The organism is Streptomyces guryensis (assembly GCF_021261325.1).
GTDB classification, from domain to species: Bacteria; Actinomycetota; Actinomycetes; order Streptomycetales; family Streptomycetaceae; genus Streptomyces; species Streptomyces guryensis.
Genome location: NZ_JAJSBI010000009.1, coordinates 159,516 through 173,771 on the forward strand (window position 1 = coordinate 159,516; position 14,256 = coordinate 173,771).

Genomic DNA, 14,256 nt, shown 5'->3' on the forward strand with positions numbered 1-14,256 from the left:
ACCGTGCCCGCATGCACCAGAACACTCCGCCACGGAGCACGATCCGACTGACGCGCCGGGGCCGACTCGTCCTGATCCTCCTCGCGACCGGAGCCGTGGTGGCCGGCACCGCCCTGGTCATGCCGCTGCTCAACCTGCGGCACGGCGGGGAGGAGGCCAAGCCCGCCTCCCTGGTGATCCCGGAGGGCTGGCGCGCGAGCCAGGTCTACGGCGCCGTCGACAAGGCCCTCGCCCTGCCCGCCGGCAGCACCGAGAAGGCACTCGCGAAGGCCCGCCTGAAGCTGCCGAGCGACGCGGCGGGCAATCCGGAGGGCTACCTCTTCCCGGCGACCTATCCCGTCACGAAGAAGACGACGCCCGAGTCCCTGCTGTCGTTCATGGTCAACACCGCCAACAAGAAGTTCAACGGCGCCCCGGTCGCAGCCGGCGCCCAGCGCAACGCGATGAACGTCTACCAGGCGGTCACCGTCGCGAGCATCGTGCAGGCCGAGGCCGCCTCGAAGGCCGACATGGGCAAGGTGGCGCGGGTCGTCTTCAACCGGCTCGAGCGCGGGATGCCGCTCCAGATGGACTCCACCCTCAACTACGCCCTCAAGCGCGCCACGCTGAAGACCAGCGCCGACGACACGAAGCTCGCCAGCCCCTACAACTCCTACCAGCGCATGGGCCTGCCGCCGACGCCGATCGACAACCCGGGCGAGGAGGCGATGCGCGCCGCGATCAACCCGCCCGCGGGCGACTGGCTGTACTTCGTCACCGTCAAGCCTGGCGACACCCGCTTCACCGCCGACTTCGCCGAGCACCAGCGCAATGTGGCCGAGTTCAACGCCCAGCAGAGCGGTGCTCGTCCAGCACAGAGCCCCGCTTCGCAGGCCACGCAGAGCAGCTCCGCTCCGCAGACCGCGCAGAGCAGCTCCGCTCCGCAGACCGCGCAGAACAGCCCCGCTCTGCAGGCCACGCAGAACAGCCCCGCTCCGCAGGCCACGAAGTAGCCCGCGGGGCGGCCGTCAGGCGGCGACGGGCTCGGTCGGCCGCCCGGCCGGCAGCCGCCGGATGTCGCGTACGGCCGCCCGGCCCGCCCGGTTGGCGCCGATAGTGCTGGCCGACGGTCCGTAGCCGACGAGATGGACCCGCGGATCGGCGACCGCGCGCGTGCCCTCGACGCGGATCCCGCCGCCAGGCTCGCGCAGCCGCATCGGCCGCAGATGGTCGATCGCCGCTCGGAAGCCGGTGGCCCACAGGATGACGTCGGCCTCCACCCGGCCCCCGTCGTTCCACTCCACCCCGTCCGGTGTGATCCGGTCGAACATGGGCCGGCGGTCCAGAACCCCGTCCGCGATGCCCTGCCGGAGCGCGTCGTTGAGCGGCAGCCCGGTGACCGAGACGACACTCTTCGGTGGCAGCCCCTGCCGCACCCGCTCCTCGACGAGCGCGACGGCAGCCCGCCCCACGTCCTCGCTGAAGGGGCCCTCGCGGAAGACCGGCGGCCGCCTGGTCACCCACGTGGTGGCAGCCGCGTACGGGGCGATCTCCAGCAGATGCTGCGTACCCGAGGCGCCCCCGCCCACCACGACCACCCGCTGCCCGGCGAACGCCGCGGGCCCTGGGTACTGCGCCGTGTGCAACTGCCGCCCCCGGAAGCTCTCCTGACCGGGATACCGCGGCCAGAACGGCCGGTCCCAGGTTCCGGTCGCGTTGATCAGCGCCCGCGTCGACCAGTCACCGTCCGAGGTCCCGACGAGCAGTCGGCCACCCACGCCCTCCCGTACGGCATGGACATCGACGGGCCGCCGGACCCGCAGGTCGAAGGTGCGCTCGTACGAGGCGAAGTACTCGGCGATCACCTCGGACGAGGCCCGCGCCGGATCGGCGCCCACCAGCTCCATGCCCGGCAGCGCATGCATACCGTGCACCTTGCCGTACGTCAGCGACGGCCACCGGAACTGCCAGGCGCCGCCCGGCCCGGGGGAGCGGTCGAGCACCACGAAGTCACGCCCCGGCTCGAAACCGGTGCGCCGCAGGTGATACGCGCTGGACAGACCCGCCTGCCCAGCGCCCACGACGACTACCTCGACCTCACGCGCATCGTTCACGCTTCCACCAACCGCGCCGCGGCCGTGGATCTTCCCGTGGCGGGTCCGAGGTCTGCCGGATCACCGCCCCGTGCTCAGTCCTCCGACGCCCGGGCGGGCGTGGTCGAGGCCGGCAGCCTGCCGTTGTAGCGGGTGTCCACGAAGTCGGCGAAGTCCACCTTCTTCGGGATGAGCTTCAACTCGGTGAAGGCATCGGCGATCTGCTGCTCGGAGGCGATGAGCGGCTTGTCGACGGCGACCGAGATCCGCGTGGCGTTGGTGCGCCGCACCGAGGCCAGCGCCACCTCGTACGGCAGACCGGTGTCCTTCGCCCAGACCTTCGCCCACTCCTCCTGATGGCCGTGGACCCACGCCGTGGCCCGCCGCAGCCGCTCCAGGTAGTCCTTGATGGCGGCGGCTTTCTTCTTGTCCTGCAGCGCATTCGGCGCCGCCACCTGGAAGGTGAGTCCGTTGGTGATGCCCTCGCCGGTGGTGAGGACGCGCCCCTGCTTGGCCTGCAGGATCTGCGAGGTGTACGGGTCCCACACCGCCCATGCGTCCACCTTGCCGGAGGTGAACGCGGCCAGCGCGTCGGCCGGCTGGAGGTACTTGACCTTGACGTCGCTCAGGCTCAGCCCGGCCGCCTTCAGGGAGGCGACCATCTGGTAGTTCGCGGAGGAACCCTGCGCCACGGCGACCGACTTGCCCTTGAGGTCCTGGGGCCTGGACAGCTTCGAGTCGTTCGGTACGAGGATGGTGTCGCCCTTGGACGTGCCGTGGAAGGCGGCCACGACCGTGATCTTCGAACCCGCGCCTGCGGCGAAGACGGGCGGGGTGTTGCCGACCCCGCCGATGTCGACGGCCCTGGCGTTGACGGCCTCCAGCAGCGGCGGGCCGGAGGTGAAGGTGGACCACTTGATCTTGTAGTCGAGGTTCTTGAGCTCCCCGGCCGCCCGCAGGATGGCCTCCGAACCGCCCTTCTGGTCGCCCACGTTGAGGGTGAGGGAGCCCTTGCCGTCTGTGTCGGTCCCTGTGCTCGCGGACGAGTTCCCGCCGCAGGCGGTGAGCAGGAGAGCAATGGGGAGGAGCAGCGCGGCGGGGACGTGACGTCGTCGCATGGGGGATCCGTTCTGTGCAACTGGACTTGGAGGAAAGGGAGTTCAGGCGGTTTCGGCGGCGGTGTCGACGCCGAGCCGTTCCAGCAGGCCGGCGCGCAGCTGGGCGAACCGGGGGTCGGCGATGTCGCGTGGCCGGTCGAGATCGATCTCCTGCTCGTACGCGATGACGCCTTCGTCCATCACCAGGACGCGGTCGGCGAGCAGGACGGCCTCCTCGACGTCGTGCGTGACCAGCAGCACCGCGCAGCCCCGGCGCTGCCACAACTCGCCCACCAGGCGCTGCGCCTTGATGCGGGTGAGCGCGTCGAGCGCGCCGAACGGCTCGTCGAGCAGCAGCAGATCGGGCTCGCGGACCAACGCCCGTGCGAGGGACACGCGCTGGGCCTCTCCGCCGGAGAGGGTCTTGGGCCAGGCGTCGGGGCGGTGGCTGAGGCCCACCTCGTCCAGGGCCTGTTCGGCGACGGCGCGGGCGGGCTTGCCGGGCAGGCCGAGCAGGACGTTGCGCCACACCTTCTTCCACGGCATCAGCCGGGGCGCCTGGAAGGCCACGGCCTTGCGGCGCGGCACCAGGACGGTGCCCTGGATGTCACGGTCGAGACCCGCGAGGATGCGCAGCAGCGTGGACTTGCCGCAGCCGCTGCGACCGAGCAGGGCGACGAACTCACCCGGCCGCACGCCGAGTCGGAGGTCGTCGATGACGGCACGGCCGTCGAAGGAGCGGGTCAGCCCCTCGACCCGTACCGCGGTCTGCGGGGTCACCGGCCGGTGAACGTCGGTCGCCATTGCAGCAGCAGCCTTTCGAGGGAGCGGACGATGAAGTCGGCCAGCAGACCGAGGAAGGCGTAGACGATCAGGCAGACCACGATCACGTCGGTCCGCAGGAAGTCCCGCGCCTGCACCATCAGGAAGCCGATGCCGGAATCGGCGTTGACCTGCTCGGCGAAGACCAGCGCCAGCCAGGCGATACCGAGGGAGTAGCGCAGCCCGGTGAGCGCGCCGGGCAGGGCCCCCGGCAGCACGACATGCCGCACCAGCCCCCAGCGGGAGAGGCCGAGGGACTCCCCGGCCTCGACCAACTGGGCGTCCACACCGCGGATTCCGGCGTACACGTTGAGGTAGAGGGGGAAGGTCACGCCGAGCGTGATGATGGCGACCTTCGGGGCTTCGCCGATGCCGAACCAGATGATGAACAGCGGGATCAGGCCGACGAACGGCACGGTCCGCAGCATCTGCACCGGGGCGTCAACCAGGTCCTCACCGATCCTGAACAGGCCTGAGACCAGTGCGAGTCCGGTCCCGACGACGGTGCCCAGCAACAGCCCGAACGCCACGCGCTGCAGTGAGGTGCCCATGGCCGAAGCCAGCGAACCGTCACCGATCAGATCCCCGGCGACCTGAGCGATCCGGCCGGGCGAGGCGAGGACGTCCGACGCCAACACGCCGGTGGTGCTGAGGAGTTGCCACAGTGCGAGCAGCAGGAGAGGGCCCGCGGTACGGCGCAGCCAGCGTGGGACGCGGGTGCGGCGGGAGGATGCGGGGACGATGGGCGTGAGATCGAGGGACGCCAGGGCAGGGGTACCGGCCTTGGCCTTCTTCAATGGTGATATAGAGGAAATGTCGGGTTCGGAGGAGCCGGGCGGGGCACGGCTGATGCTCATGGGTGCTCCATGGGAGAGGAGAGCGTCCGGTGAGGGAGGGGTACGCCTCGGCGCCGCCACGTCACACGGGCGTGCGGATATGGCGGAGTTCAGGCAATGAGGCAGTGAGAAAGAGGGGGAGGGGCGTCAGCAGCCGCGGCGACACGCGGCGGAGGCCACCCGCAGCAGGTCGATGTGACCGCGCGTGGTGAGCATGGCTGAACGCAACATGCGGCGAAAGTAGCCAGATCGTCGGTGCACGGTCAATGGCGTCTCGCGGACTGGACCGCCGGTATCAACCCACGAACGGCCGTTGACCTGCGAAACCCGGCGTGTGGGTCAGGATGGGGGCATGCCAGATGCCTTCACCACCCGAGTCCTGAACGTCGCCACCGGCTCCACGGAGCGGGTCGTCGACCTGACCCGCGACTGCGAGGCCTTCCTCCGGGAGGCGACCGCCGGCCGTGACGGCCTCCTCAACGTCTTCGTCCCCCACGCCACGGCCGGGATCGCGATCCTCGAAACCGGCTCCGGCAGTGACGACGACCTCCTCGCCACCCTCCACACCCTCCTCCCCGCCGACGACCGCTGGCAGCACCGCCACGGCAGCCCCGGCCACGGCCGCGACCACGTCCTCCCGGCGCTCGTACCACCGCATGCGACGCTGCCGGTGGTGGGCGGGCGGCTGGAGCTGGGGACCTGGCAGTCGGTGTGTCTGGTGGATACCAACATCGACAATGCCAACCGTCGGGTTCGCCTGAGCTTCTTGGCCTGAGCAAGATCGCCCTGAGGGTGGCCGCGGCATCTCCGTTCCTTGCGTGTTCGCCCTACGACGGCTGCGTCAAATGCTGCTGCGCGTAAGGCAGCTGTCGTGGATCAAGCAGCTGGAGGGCGGCCGTTCGACCTCTGCGGCTACGACGTCCAGGCCTGGTCCGCGACATGCTCGCCGTGCCGGGCGAGGGAACGGAAAACGCCTCTCGTCGCGGCACGCAGCGGTATCGCCCGCGGCCTGACGCGCGCGGGGCACTTTGGTCCGCAGGCCCTCGTGCGCGCCTGCCGGTGACAGGTCGGCGCCTGCCCTCCGGGGTAGTGCTGAGGGTGTGAGCGGCAGGTCGTCACCCGCCTCCCGACCGGTCCGGGACGCGCTGCTGAATCGCCCGGGCGGCCAGGGTGCGATGACAGATCTTGCCGGTAGGGCCGAGGGGCATCTCCTCGACCACCAGGAGGAGTTCGGGGAGTTTGCGGCGGGCCAGGCCGCGGTTCAGCAGGTGGGTGGTGAGGTCGGACAGGGTGGGGGCGGGGGCGCCGGGTGCCGTGCGGAGGCAGGCGCACACGCGTTCGCCGAAGGCCGGGTCGGGTACCGGAACGCAGACCGCCTCGGCCACCGCTGGATGGCTGCCGAGTTCACGTTCGACCTCGGCGAGGCTGATGTTGAGGCCGCCGCGGATCACGATGCGCTTGAGCCGTCCCAGGACGTGCAGCCGTCCGTGCTCGTCCAGCCGGCCGAGGTCGCCGGTGCGTACCCAGCCGTCCGACGTGCGGTAAAGGGCGTCCAGTTCCGGCGCGTTGACGTAGCACATCGGTGTCATGGGGCCTCTGGCCTCGATCTGGCCGGTGTGCCCGGTGGTCAGGGGTGTGCCGTCGGGGCCGGTGATCCGCACGCGGGCGACCGTGGGGTCGGGGGTGCCGACGCTGTCGCCGGGCGGGAGGTTCTCCCTCGCGGTGTGGCAGTTCACGCCGTCCGAGGAGCCGTAGACGCTCACCACCGGCCGGGCGAACCGCCTGAGCCACGCGTCAGCGGTCGCTGCGGGCAGCGCCGCGCCGCTGGAGACGACGACACGCAGCGACGAGGTGTCCTCGTCGGGCCGGGGTGGGAGGTCGGCAAGCCGGCGGAGCATCGTGGGCACCGCGAAGAGGTGGGTGGGGCGGTGCTCGGCTACCAGCCGCAGCGCGCCCTCCGCGTCGAACCCCGACTGCATGATCAGAGTGCCGCCGAGGGCGGCGAGGGTGACGGGCGTGCCGAGGGAGCCGAAGGAGGAAGCAAGCGGGACGAGGACGAGGTGACGGGGCGCCACCGAGGAGTCCGGGTGCAGCGCCCGGACGTAGCGGGCCCTGCCGCCGGCCAGGGCGTGATGGCTGTAGGCGACCATCTTCGGCTCGGCCTCGGTACCCGAGGACACCAGGATGCGGGCGGGGCCGTACGGATCGGCCGACCGGTGCCACCGGCCGTGCCGGGCCGTGGGATGCGGGGCGTGCAGCCCCTGGGTCCGTCCCCCGCCGGGGCCGGGTACGAACACGGTGCGGAGGTGGGGAAGACCCACGACGACCCGCGCCTGAGGCGCCCCGGTGAGGACGGCACCGCGGGCCCGTGAGCGGGCGAGCAGCGCCCGCAGGTCGTGGTCGTCGCCGCCCGGAGGGAGCGGGAGGGCCACCGCGCCGATCGCGTAAACGGCGAGTTCCGCGGCGACGGCGTCGCGTCCGTTGGGCAGCCGCAGCGCGACCAGGTCCCCGGCCCTGAGCCCTGCTTGTTCGAACACGTCGGCGATGCGGCGCACCTCGATATCGAGGGCCGCATAGGACAGCACCCCGGCGTCGTCCACCAGCGCCTCACGGTCCGGGTGTTCCTGGACATGGGCGGTGAACAGGCTGTACAGGTCGGTGTCCGGGCACAAGCCGGCCGCCACCCAGGCCCGTCGCCGGTCGCGGGGCACGTGGTCGGGGAAGGGGACTCCGGCGCGTGAGGTCCACACCGGTTGCTCGGTACCCGTCGTACCCGTCGTCTCCGGCGTGGTGGGGGCTGTCATGCGAACTCCCACGGTGTGTACGGGCGGGCGTACCCGTTGGCAGGGTCCGGCGGCGCGACGGCCGTCTGGAAGGCGGCGTCGTGGTGCAGGTCGGACAGCTCGGTCCGCACGGGTGTCGCCGTCAGCCCTGCCTCGGCCAGTCGCACCCGCCACTCCTCGGTGGTACGGCGGGCGAAGCGGGCCGTGACGTCCTGCGCGGACGCGGTGTCGGCGCCGTCCAGGAGGCGGCGCACGGCGTCGGGGCGTTGCCGGGCACCGGGGCCGAGGTACAGGTGGCCGTCCGCCGTGCGCAGCGGCCGGTCCAGTGGTGTCCAGCGGACCCGCTGCGCGGGACGGGGGACCAGCGCGCCCGCGGAGAGCAGACTGGAGTGGACCTGGCTGCCCTGGTGGGTCGCCTCGCGGACCGCCAGCGCGGTCAGCACGCCCTGGGCGCACACCAGCCCGCCGAGCACGTCGGTGAGGGTCATCAGGGACGGGGCCGGGGGTTCGTCGGCCGGTCGTAGCGCGGCTGCGAGTCCGCTGTGCACCTGGGCGAGGTAGTCGGTGCCCACCGGGGGCCGGTCACCGAAGGTGTCGCCGAAGCCGGATGCCCAGGCGTACACCAGAGCGGACCTACCGGGCGGCAGGTCGGAGGCGGCCAGACCGAGACGGGAGGCTTTCCCGGGGGCCCAGTTGTGCAGGAACACGTCGGCATCGGCGGTCAGGGTGCGGATGGTGCGGCGGCCGTGCGCGGTGGTGAGGTCGGCCTCGATCACCGGCTTGCCCGCGTTGAGTGCCAGGAACCGGGCCGAGCACTCTCCCGCCAGCGGGGGGAGCCAGCGCATCGGGTCGCCGCCGGGCGGCTCGATCCGTACGACGTCAGCGCCCAGCATCCGCAGGATGTGCCCGGCGAGCGGGCCCTGCACTCTACGGGTGGACTCCACGACGCGAATCCCGGTCAGCGGCAGGGCGGCATCGCGGGCCGGGCGCGGGGAGGGGAACCCGACGGCGCTGTCCGCGTGCGGCCCACGGCCCCGCGCCGGTTCCGGCCAGGGAGCCAGTTCCCAGGGTTCGGGGCGGACGGCGGGGGCCGGGTCGGAACGTACGACGAGGAGGCTGACCCCGCTGTGGTGTGCGGCGGCACGCAGATCCGGCAGCGTGCAACGGTGTGCGGCCTGCCGCAGCGCGTCGGGCAACGGACAGACAGCGGTGGCGAACCGTTGCTGGAAGGGAAGCCAGCCGCGGCCCGCGACGGCGGGCGCCACACCGAGCCGGACCCAGAACTCCCGCCAGGCGTCGGGGTCGAGGGTCTCGATCTCCACCCGGACACCGTCGGACGTGACCAGGGTCGCCGGGCCGCCCGCCTGCCTCGCGGAGTCGGGCAGGAATGGGAGTTCGGGCGGTCCACCGCTCCCCCCGGCCGTCGCGGCGGCCAGGTACTGGCCGACCGCCAGCAGCGCTCCCTGAGCCACCGAGCTCCGCACCTCGCACAGGTCCAGCCCGCGAGCTCGCCCGACGCGCAGGGCGGTGGCGCCCAGAGCGGCGAGCACCCCTGCCACGACCGACGCGTAGTCGACTGCCAGCGGGGCGGGCCCGCCCGTGGCCCGGCCGTGGACGTGCATCAGACCGCAGGCGGCCTGTACGGCGCGCTCGTCCGGCAGCTCCGTCGCGACGGGGCCCGCCCACTCGATGCGGAACCGCACCGGGTCCGGGCCGGCGCCGGCCCCCTCCGGCAGGGCCTGTGCGGTGTGCCGCAGCAGACGCTCCGCGATCGTGGTGGCAACGGCCGGCCGGGCCTCGGCCCGCAGTCCCGGCGTCACGGTCGCTCCTCGGCGGGCCGACGGCCCTGTACGGAGTAGAAGACGCTGGAGGCGGCACGGAAGGACGGGTCCCGCATCAGATCCCGCACCCGGTCCAGGTCGTCGTCGGTCATGCCCTGCTCCTTGAGCCGGTCCCGGAGGTTGCGGGTGTGGTTCAGCTGGAGCCCCAGGCCGGGGTCCTTCGCGTGTCGTACGCCGATGTGGAGGTGGACGTCGAGGGCGGTCAGTCCGGCCGCCCGCATGGCGGCCGGTACTTTCCGTGCCCAGCACGGGTCGCCGCCCGCGGCGCGCAGCGCCGCCGTCTTGGCCTCGAGGAACCGGACGTACAGTGCCTCGGCCTGTGGGTTCGGGGTGAGCAGTGGCGGTTCGTAGGAGGCGTCGATCTCGTCGATGTGCAACATGCCACCGGGTTTGAGGGCGCGCACCAGCTTGTGCAGGACGATGTCCCGGAAGGGCACGTGCTGCAGGATCAGGCGGGCCACCACCAGGTCGTAGGCTGCCTCCGGGAGCGGGTCGCGGGACACGTCGAGGGCAGCGACCTCAAGGCCCGGGCCGGGTACCAGGTCGCGGGGGTCGAGGTCTGTGGCGAGCACGGAGCCGCCCGGTGCGACCCGGTCCGCCAGCCAGCGCGCGATGCTGCCACCGCCGGCACCGACCTCCAGACAGCGCCAGCCCGGACCGGCACCGGCGGCGGCAAGCCGGGGCAGGGTCACCGGGTCGTACGCGGCAGCCAGGCAGCGGTGCTGGTCGCGGCTGTGCGCGGTGCCGTTGCCGAAGACCGCGCGGGCACCTTCCTGGGCGTAGGACGGCTCCCGGGCGCAGGACGGCTGAGACACGGTATCGGGAGACGGCTGGGACACGGCAGGACTCCACTCGTCATGTGGTGGCTCGTCAGGTCGTCACGTGGTGGCTTGTCAGGTCCAGCGGCCGGTCCCGGTGACCGCGGTGCCGGTGAGGTGCCGGGCCAGCGCGGCGCGGCGAACCTTGCCGGTGCCGGTGCGAGGGACTTCGTCCCAGGTCAGGACCGCGGGCTGACGCATCGGCGGCAGCCCCTGGACGGCCTGTTTCCAGGCATCCGGATCCAGCCGGCCGTCGGCGGTGACCACGGCCGGCAGCGGGTCGCCGTCCGGGGCGCCGACGATCACGCATTCCAGGGCCTGTGGCAGCCGCTGCTCGAGCAGGTCCTCGGTCCGCAGACAGCTCATTCCGGGCAGGGTGTCGGCCTCGCGGTCCAGGACGCTGACGCTGCCGTCGCGGTGGTGCACCCCCACATCACCCGAGGACCACCAGTCGCCGACGCGCTTGGCCTCCCAGCGTTCCTGTTCACCGACGTAGCCCAGGGCGAGGGCCGGTGTGCGGATCAGGAGCAGACCCGGGCGGCCGCGCGGCACCGGGTACAGCGTGTCCGGGTCCACCACGCGCAGCCGGGTCCGGCCCGGCACCGGACGTCCCAGCCGACGCGTCGTGGACGCGGCGTCCGGTGCGAGCGCGGAGCTCCGCGTGTGGAAGCGGAACGTCAGCGGTCCGGTCTCGGTCTGGCCCCAGCCCTGCATCCACAGCGGGTGGGCTCGGCGGCTGGCGGCCAGATACGCGCGCAGCGCGGGCGGGTGCATCGCGTCGTAGGTGCTGATGTACAGGCGGACGCGCCGGAACGGGTTGTCCAGCCGTGCGGTGAGCGGCCGCAGCCGGACGTAGGTGGCGGGCAGCGCCTCCATCACGGTCGGCGGGTACGCCCGCAGCAACGGGTCGGCGGTGTCCGGTTCGTCGCCGGTGAGGACCACGATCCTGGCGGGTGCGAGCGCCGTCACCACCGCCGTCCAGCAGAAGGTGCGCCCGTGTGCGTAGGCGCTGGCGTTGCACAGGGTGTCGTCCCGGCGCAGGCCGATGCCCGGGTAGCGCACCGCCTCCAGGCGGGCCAGCTTGTGCACGAGTGTCCGCGTGGAGTGGACCACGAGTTTGGGCACGCCGGTCGTCCCCGAGGTGTGGTGGATGACCAAGGCCTCGTCCTCGTGGCGTCGTACCGGCGCACCGGGGCCGGAGGCGTCCAGTGCGGCGAGGTGGGCCGCCCCGGGCACGGCGGTGTCGACGGTGACACAGAGGGGGGCCGATGCGGCCGCGTCCCGGCAGCGGGCCAGCACTGCGGAGGTGGTGATCAGTGCGGCCGGGCGCAGCCGACGCAACAGGGTGAGGAGGTCCGGGGTGTCCAGTCGGGCGGAGAGCTGGGCGGGCACGGAGCCGATACGGACGGCGGCGCAGGCGAGCAGGTCGTAGTCCCAGTGGTTGTCCTTCACGATGGCCACGCGGTCCCCGGGCCGGACTCCGGCGTCGGTGAGCCGGGCTGCGGTGGCGCGGACCAGGGCGGCGAGCTCCGGGACGGTCCACCGGGTGCCCGCCCGCGGGGCGATGTCGAAGGGCCGGTCAAGGTGGAACACGGTCCGGGCGCCGCCCGCCGCCGCGTCCTCGAACAGGGTGCCCATGTCATTGGGTCGCACGGATCTCCTCCGCTTGGTGGGGGCCGGACGACGGGCGCCGCCACAGCCTGCTCAGGACACGGGACGCGGCCAGCGCACCCGCCCGGACGGCGCCCTCGGAAGCGGGCCGCAGCATCACCCAGTCGCCGGCGTACTCAACGGCGCGCACCGGGCGGGCCAGGAAGCCGGGGCGTTCCCGCAGTGCCTGCGGGGTGGCTTCCGGCAGGCCCTGGCGGAAGGCGTGCACGAGGTGGTGGCGGCGGGCACCGGCGAGGCCCGGTACGTAGCGTTCCGCCGCGTGGGCGAGCACGTCGGCGGCCTCGTCGGGGGAGGCGTCCAGCAATCCGCGGACCCGGCGCGGACCGGCCACGAGGGTGATCAGCCCGCGGCCCGCGGGGGCCCGGCCGGGGTCCTTGGCGTGGTCGACGACGACACCGGAGAGCACGTCCTCCTCGACGGCAGGGGTGAGCAGGATGTGCACCGGACGTCGGGCGGCCGGGGCCAGCGGGCGGTCCAGCAGGTAGCTGACCTTCATCATCGGGGTGAAGGTGCAGGCCGTGACGAACGGTCGCTCGTCGGCGGGGACGTCCGGGCGCAGCGCCACCGCTACGGGCGCCGGTACGGCCAGTACAGCGGCCCGCGCCCTGACCTCACCGTCGTCGAACCGCAGGACGGCGTGCTCGCCCGCGTCGGTGACCTCCCGCACGGCGCGGCCGGTCACGACGTCGGTACCGGCGGCCAGCCGGCGGGCCAGGAAGTCCATGCCGTCCCGGTAGGTACGCCAGGTGGTGGGGGAGCCGGCCTCCAGCAGCAGGCTCACCAGGGGGGCGGCGGCAGAGCGGGCCGTGTCCCAGCCGAAGAAGCCGCCCGCGACCGGTTGGAGGAGGTAGTCGTGCAGCTCGGGGTGGTAGCGGGCGGCCGTCTGTCGCACGGTGGCGGCACCGAGCGGAGTGTGCTCGGGGCGGTCGCCGTCGAACCGGGCGCGGCGGCGTCCGGTCCACGCCGAGAAGACGGCCAGGTCGAGCCGGGCGCGGGCGGACAGGCCGGCGCCGGTGAACACCGCCGTGCTCTCGCCGACGCCGAGACGGGCGCGCCCACCACGCCAGACGGCCACCGCACCGCCGACCCGGGGGACGTCCGCCGGGCCGGCGCCCAGTCGGCGCAGCAGCTCCCAGGTGGCACGGTAGCCACGCGACGCCACCTGCTCGGCTCCGGTGTCCACCGTCCAGCCCTCGTGGCGCAGACTGCGCATCCGGCCGCCCACCTGCGGCAGAAGCTCGTAGACCCGCACCGACAGCCCGGCGCGCCGCAGTTCGTGGGCGGCGGTCAGTCCGGCGACGCCCGCGCCGACGACCGCGACGTCGACCTCGGGCGTCATGAGGCGGCCCCCGCTGCGACCAGGACGTTGGCCACGGTCATCAGCACCACGCTCAGCCGGTGCACCGCGAAGCCCGTCCGGCGCGCTGTCATGATGTCCGCCCGGACGAATCCGGTCAGGTACTGGCGGGCGCGCAGCACGGTCGCCGGCAGCATCAGCACCACGAACCATGACGGGGCCACCCCGGTGACCGAGGCGACCGCACCGATGGAGAACTCGGTGACCGACAGGGTCCCGATGAAGACGGCGTTGCCCCGTTCGGACACCAGAGCCGCCACGGTCGGACGGCCCACCGCCCGGTCGCCGGCGACGTCGTTGGTGTTGGAATAGACCCCGAACATCAGCGGCCCGAACCCGAACAGAACCGCCTGCACCATCAGGAAGCCGGACCAGCCCCCTGCCACCAGGCCGTACGGCACGATCACGAGCACCGCGCCGAGCGCGACGAGGAACGCCTCCTGGAAGCCGTGGTAACTGAGCTTCAGACCGTACGAGTACTGCAGCGACACGGCGAACAGCGCGCCCGCCGCCACCAGCGCCCACAGCGGGCGGTACGGTGCCAGCGCGGCGGCGCCCGCCCACAGCACCGCGCCCGCGGCCGCGCAGCCCCAGGCGAAGCGCAGCGCCTGCGGCACCGTCAGCGTCCCGGCGACGAGGGGTTTGCGTGCCTTGCTGCGCAGCGGGTTGTCGGGGCCGTAGTTGGCGAGGTCACTGCCGTCCCGGAAGCCGGTGACGTCGTCCAGGGCGACCATCGCCATGAGGACCGCGATCTCCCCGGCCAGGAACACCACCAGTACCAGCGCCTGCCGGGCCGTGAAGTCGCCGACCGGGAACAGGACGGCGGAGAGGGCGAGAAAGATCCCTAGGTAGTAGTCGTACACGTCCAGCTTGCCGAGCCGCGCATAGACGCGCAGCCTGCCGGCGCCGTGGGCGGCGGGCGCGGGACGGCCCGCCGCAATGCTGTCCGTCATGGGTGA

General features: G+C 72.7%; 13 protein-coding genes. 2 read left to right on the top strand and 11 right to left on the bottom strand.

Features of this window, described 5'->3' with window-relative positions; genetic code table 11:
* Positions 1 to 11: 11 nt before the first annotated feature.
* Positions 12 to 992 carry an endolytic transglycosylase MltG gene (mltG, locus tag LJ657_RS19840; protein WP_232649991.1) on the top strand — a complete coding sequence of 327 codons (981 nt, stop codon included), beginning with the start codon at positions 12 to 14 and terminating at the stop codon, positions 990 to 992.
* Between the two features lie 15 nt (positions 993 to 1,007).
* Here the strand turns inward: mltG and LJ657_RS19845 are convergent, their stop codons facing one another.
* From LJ657_RS19845 to LJ657_RS48975, 5 genes are all read right to left on the bottom strand, one after another.
* On the bottom strand, positions 1,008 to 2,093 hold the full coding sequence (locus LJ657_RS19845; protein ID WP_232649992.1) for an NAD(P)-binding domain-containing protein: 1,086 nt from the start codon (positions 2,091 to 2,093) through the stop codon (positions 1,008 to 1,010).
* Positions 2,094 to 2,167: 74 nt separating this feature from the next.
* Positions 2,168 to 3,190: an ABC transporter substrate-binding protein gene (locus LJ657_RS19850; protein WP_232649993.1), complete on the bottom strand. Its 1,023-nt coding sequence runs from the start codon at positions 3,188 to 3,190 to the stop codon at positions 2,168 to 2,170.
* A 42-nt stretch (positions 3,191 to 3,232) separates the two neighbouring features.
* Positions 3,233 to 3,973 (bottom strand): ABC transporter ATP-binding protein, encoded by a 741-nt coding sequence (locus tag LJ657_RS19855; protein WP_232649994.1) that lies wholly within the window; start codon positions 3,971 to 3,973, stop codon positions 3,233 to 3,235.
* The gene (locus LJ657_RS19860) at positions 3,946 to 4,848 is read right to left on the bottom strand and encodes an ABC transporter permease (protein WP_232649995.1); all 903 of its coding nucleotides are present in this window, start codon (positions 4,846 to 4,848) and stop codon (positions 3,946 to 3,948) included. Before LJ657_RS19860 ends, LJ657_RS19855 begins: the two co-directional genes overlap by 28 nt.
* A gap of 126 nt (positions 4,849 to 4,974) precedes the next feature.
* Positions 4,975 to 5,058, bottom strand: coding sequence for a putative leader peptide (locus LJ657_RS48975; RefSeq protein WP_351276907.1), 84 nt, complete (start codon positions 5,056 to 5,058; stop codon positions 4,975 to 4,977).
* A 121-nt stretch (positions 5,059 to 5,179) separates the two neighbouring features.
* Here LJ657_RS48975 and LJ657_RS19865 point away from each other — a divergent pair, with 121 nt between their 5' ends.
* A complete protein-coding gene (locus LJ657_RS19865) occupies positions 5,180 to 5,602 on the top strand; it encodes a secondary thiamine-phosphate synthase enzyme YjbQ (RefSeq protein ID WP_232649997.1) in 423 nt (140 codons plus the stop codon).
* A gap of 340 nt (positions 5,603 to 5,942) precedes the next feature.
* On the opposite strand, the gene LJ657_RS19870 is transcribed toward LJ657_RS19865, so the two are convergent.
* From LJ657_RS19870 to LJ657_RS19895, 6 genes are read right to left on the bottom strand one after another with little or no spacing between them, the layout of a single operon-like run.
* Positions 5,943 to 7,631, bottom strand: coding sequence for a class I adenylate-forming enzyme family protein (locus tag LJ657_RS19870; protein WP_232649998.1), 1,689 nt, complete (start codon positions 7,629 to 7,631; stop codon positions 5,943 to 5,945).
* Positions 7,628 to 9,430 (bottom strand): CoA transferase, encoded by a 1,803-nt coding sequence (locus LJ657_RS19875; RefSeq protein ID WP_232650000.1) that lies wholly within the window; start codon positions 9,428 to 9,430, stop codon positions 7,628 to 7,630. Before LJ657_RS19875 ends, LJ657_RS19870 begins: the two co-directional genes overlap by 4 nt.
* Complete coding sequence (locus tag LJ657_RS19880; protein WP_232650001.1) at positions 9,427 to 10,290, bottom strand: class I SAM-dependent methyltransferase; 864 nt, start codon at positions 10,288 to 10,290, stop codon at positions 9,427 to 9,429. Before LJ657_RS19880 ends, LJ657_RS19875 begins: the two co-directional genes overlap by 4 nt.
* 54 nt (positions 10,291 to 10,344) lie before the next feature.
* The gene (locus tag LJ657_RS19885) at positions 10,345 to 11,922 is read right to left on the bottom strand and encodes a class I adenylate-forming enzyme family protein (RefSeq protein WP_232650003.1); all 1,578 of its coding nucleotides are present in this window, start codon (positions 11,920 to 11,922) and stop codon (positions 10,345 to 10,347) included.
* Complete coding sequence (locus tag LJ657_RS19890) at positions 11,909 to 13,279, bottom strand: FAD-dependent oxidoreductase (protein ID WP_232650005.1); 1,371 nt, start codon at positions 13,277 to 13,279, stop codon at positions 11,909 to 11,911. The genes LJ657_RS19885 and LJ657_RS19890 overlap by 14 nt, the downstream gene beginning before the upstream one ends.
* Positions 13,276 to 14,250 carry a UbiA family prenyltransferase gene (locus LJ657_RS19895; RefSeq protein ID WP_232650007.1) on the bottom strand — a complete coding sequence of 325 codons (975 nt, stop codon included), beginning with the start codon at positions 14,248 to 14,250 and terminating at the stop codon, positions 13,276 to 13,278. Before LJ657_RS19895 ends, LJ657_RS19890 begins: the two co-directional genes overlap by 4 nt.
* Between the last annotated feature and the right edge of the window lie 6 nt (positions 14,251 to 14,256).

Excerpts from the sequence above, each read along its gene's own strand:
- LJ657_RS48975 (WP_351276907.1), bottom strand. The coding sequence starts at position 5,058 with ATGTTGCGTTCAGCCATGCTCACCACGCGCGGTCACATCGACCTGCTG.
- mltG (WP_232649991.1), top strand. The coding sequence starts at position 12 with ATGCACCAGAACACTCCGCCACGGAGCACGATCCGACTGACGCGCCGG.
- LJ657_RS19895 (WP_232650007.1), bottom strand. The coding sequence starts at position 14,250 with ATGACGGACAGCATTGCGGCGGGCCGTCCCGCGCCCGCCGCCCACGGC.
- LJ657_RS19870 (WP_232649998.1), bottom strand. The coding sequence starts at position 7,631 with ATGACAGCCCCCACCACGCCGGAGACGACGGGTACGACGGGTACCGAG.
- LJ657_RS19865 (WP_232649997.1), top strand. The coding sequence starts at position 5,180 with ATGCCAGATGCCTTCACCACCCGAGTCCTGAACGTCGCCACCGGCTCC.
- LJ657_RS19890 (WP_232650005.1), bottom strand. The coding sequence starts at position 13,279 with ATGACGCCCGAGGTCGACGTCGCGGTCGTCGGCGCGGGCGTCGCCGGA.
- LJ657_RS19860 (WP_232649995.1), bottom strand. The coding sequence starts at position 4,848 with ATGAGCATCAGCCGTGCCCCGCCCGGCTCCTCCGAACCCGACATTTCC.
- LJ657_RS19855 (WP_232649994.1), bottom strand. The coding sequence starts at position 3,973 with ATGGCGACCGACGTTCACCGGCCGGTGACCCCGCAGACCGCGGTACGG.
- LJ657_RS19850 (WP_232649993.1), bottom strand. The coding sequence starts at position 3,190 with ATGCGACGACGTCACGTCCCCGCCGCGCTGCTCCTCCCCATTGCTCTC.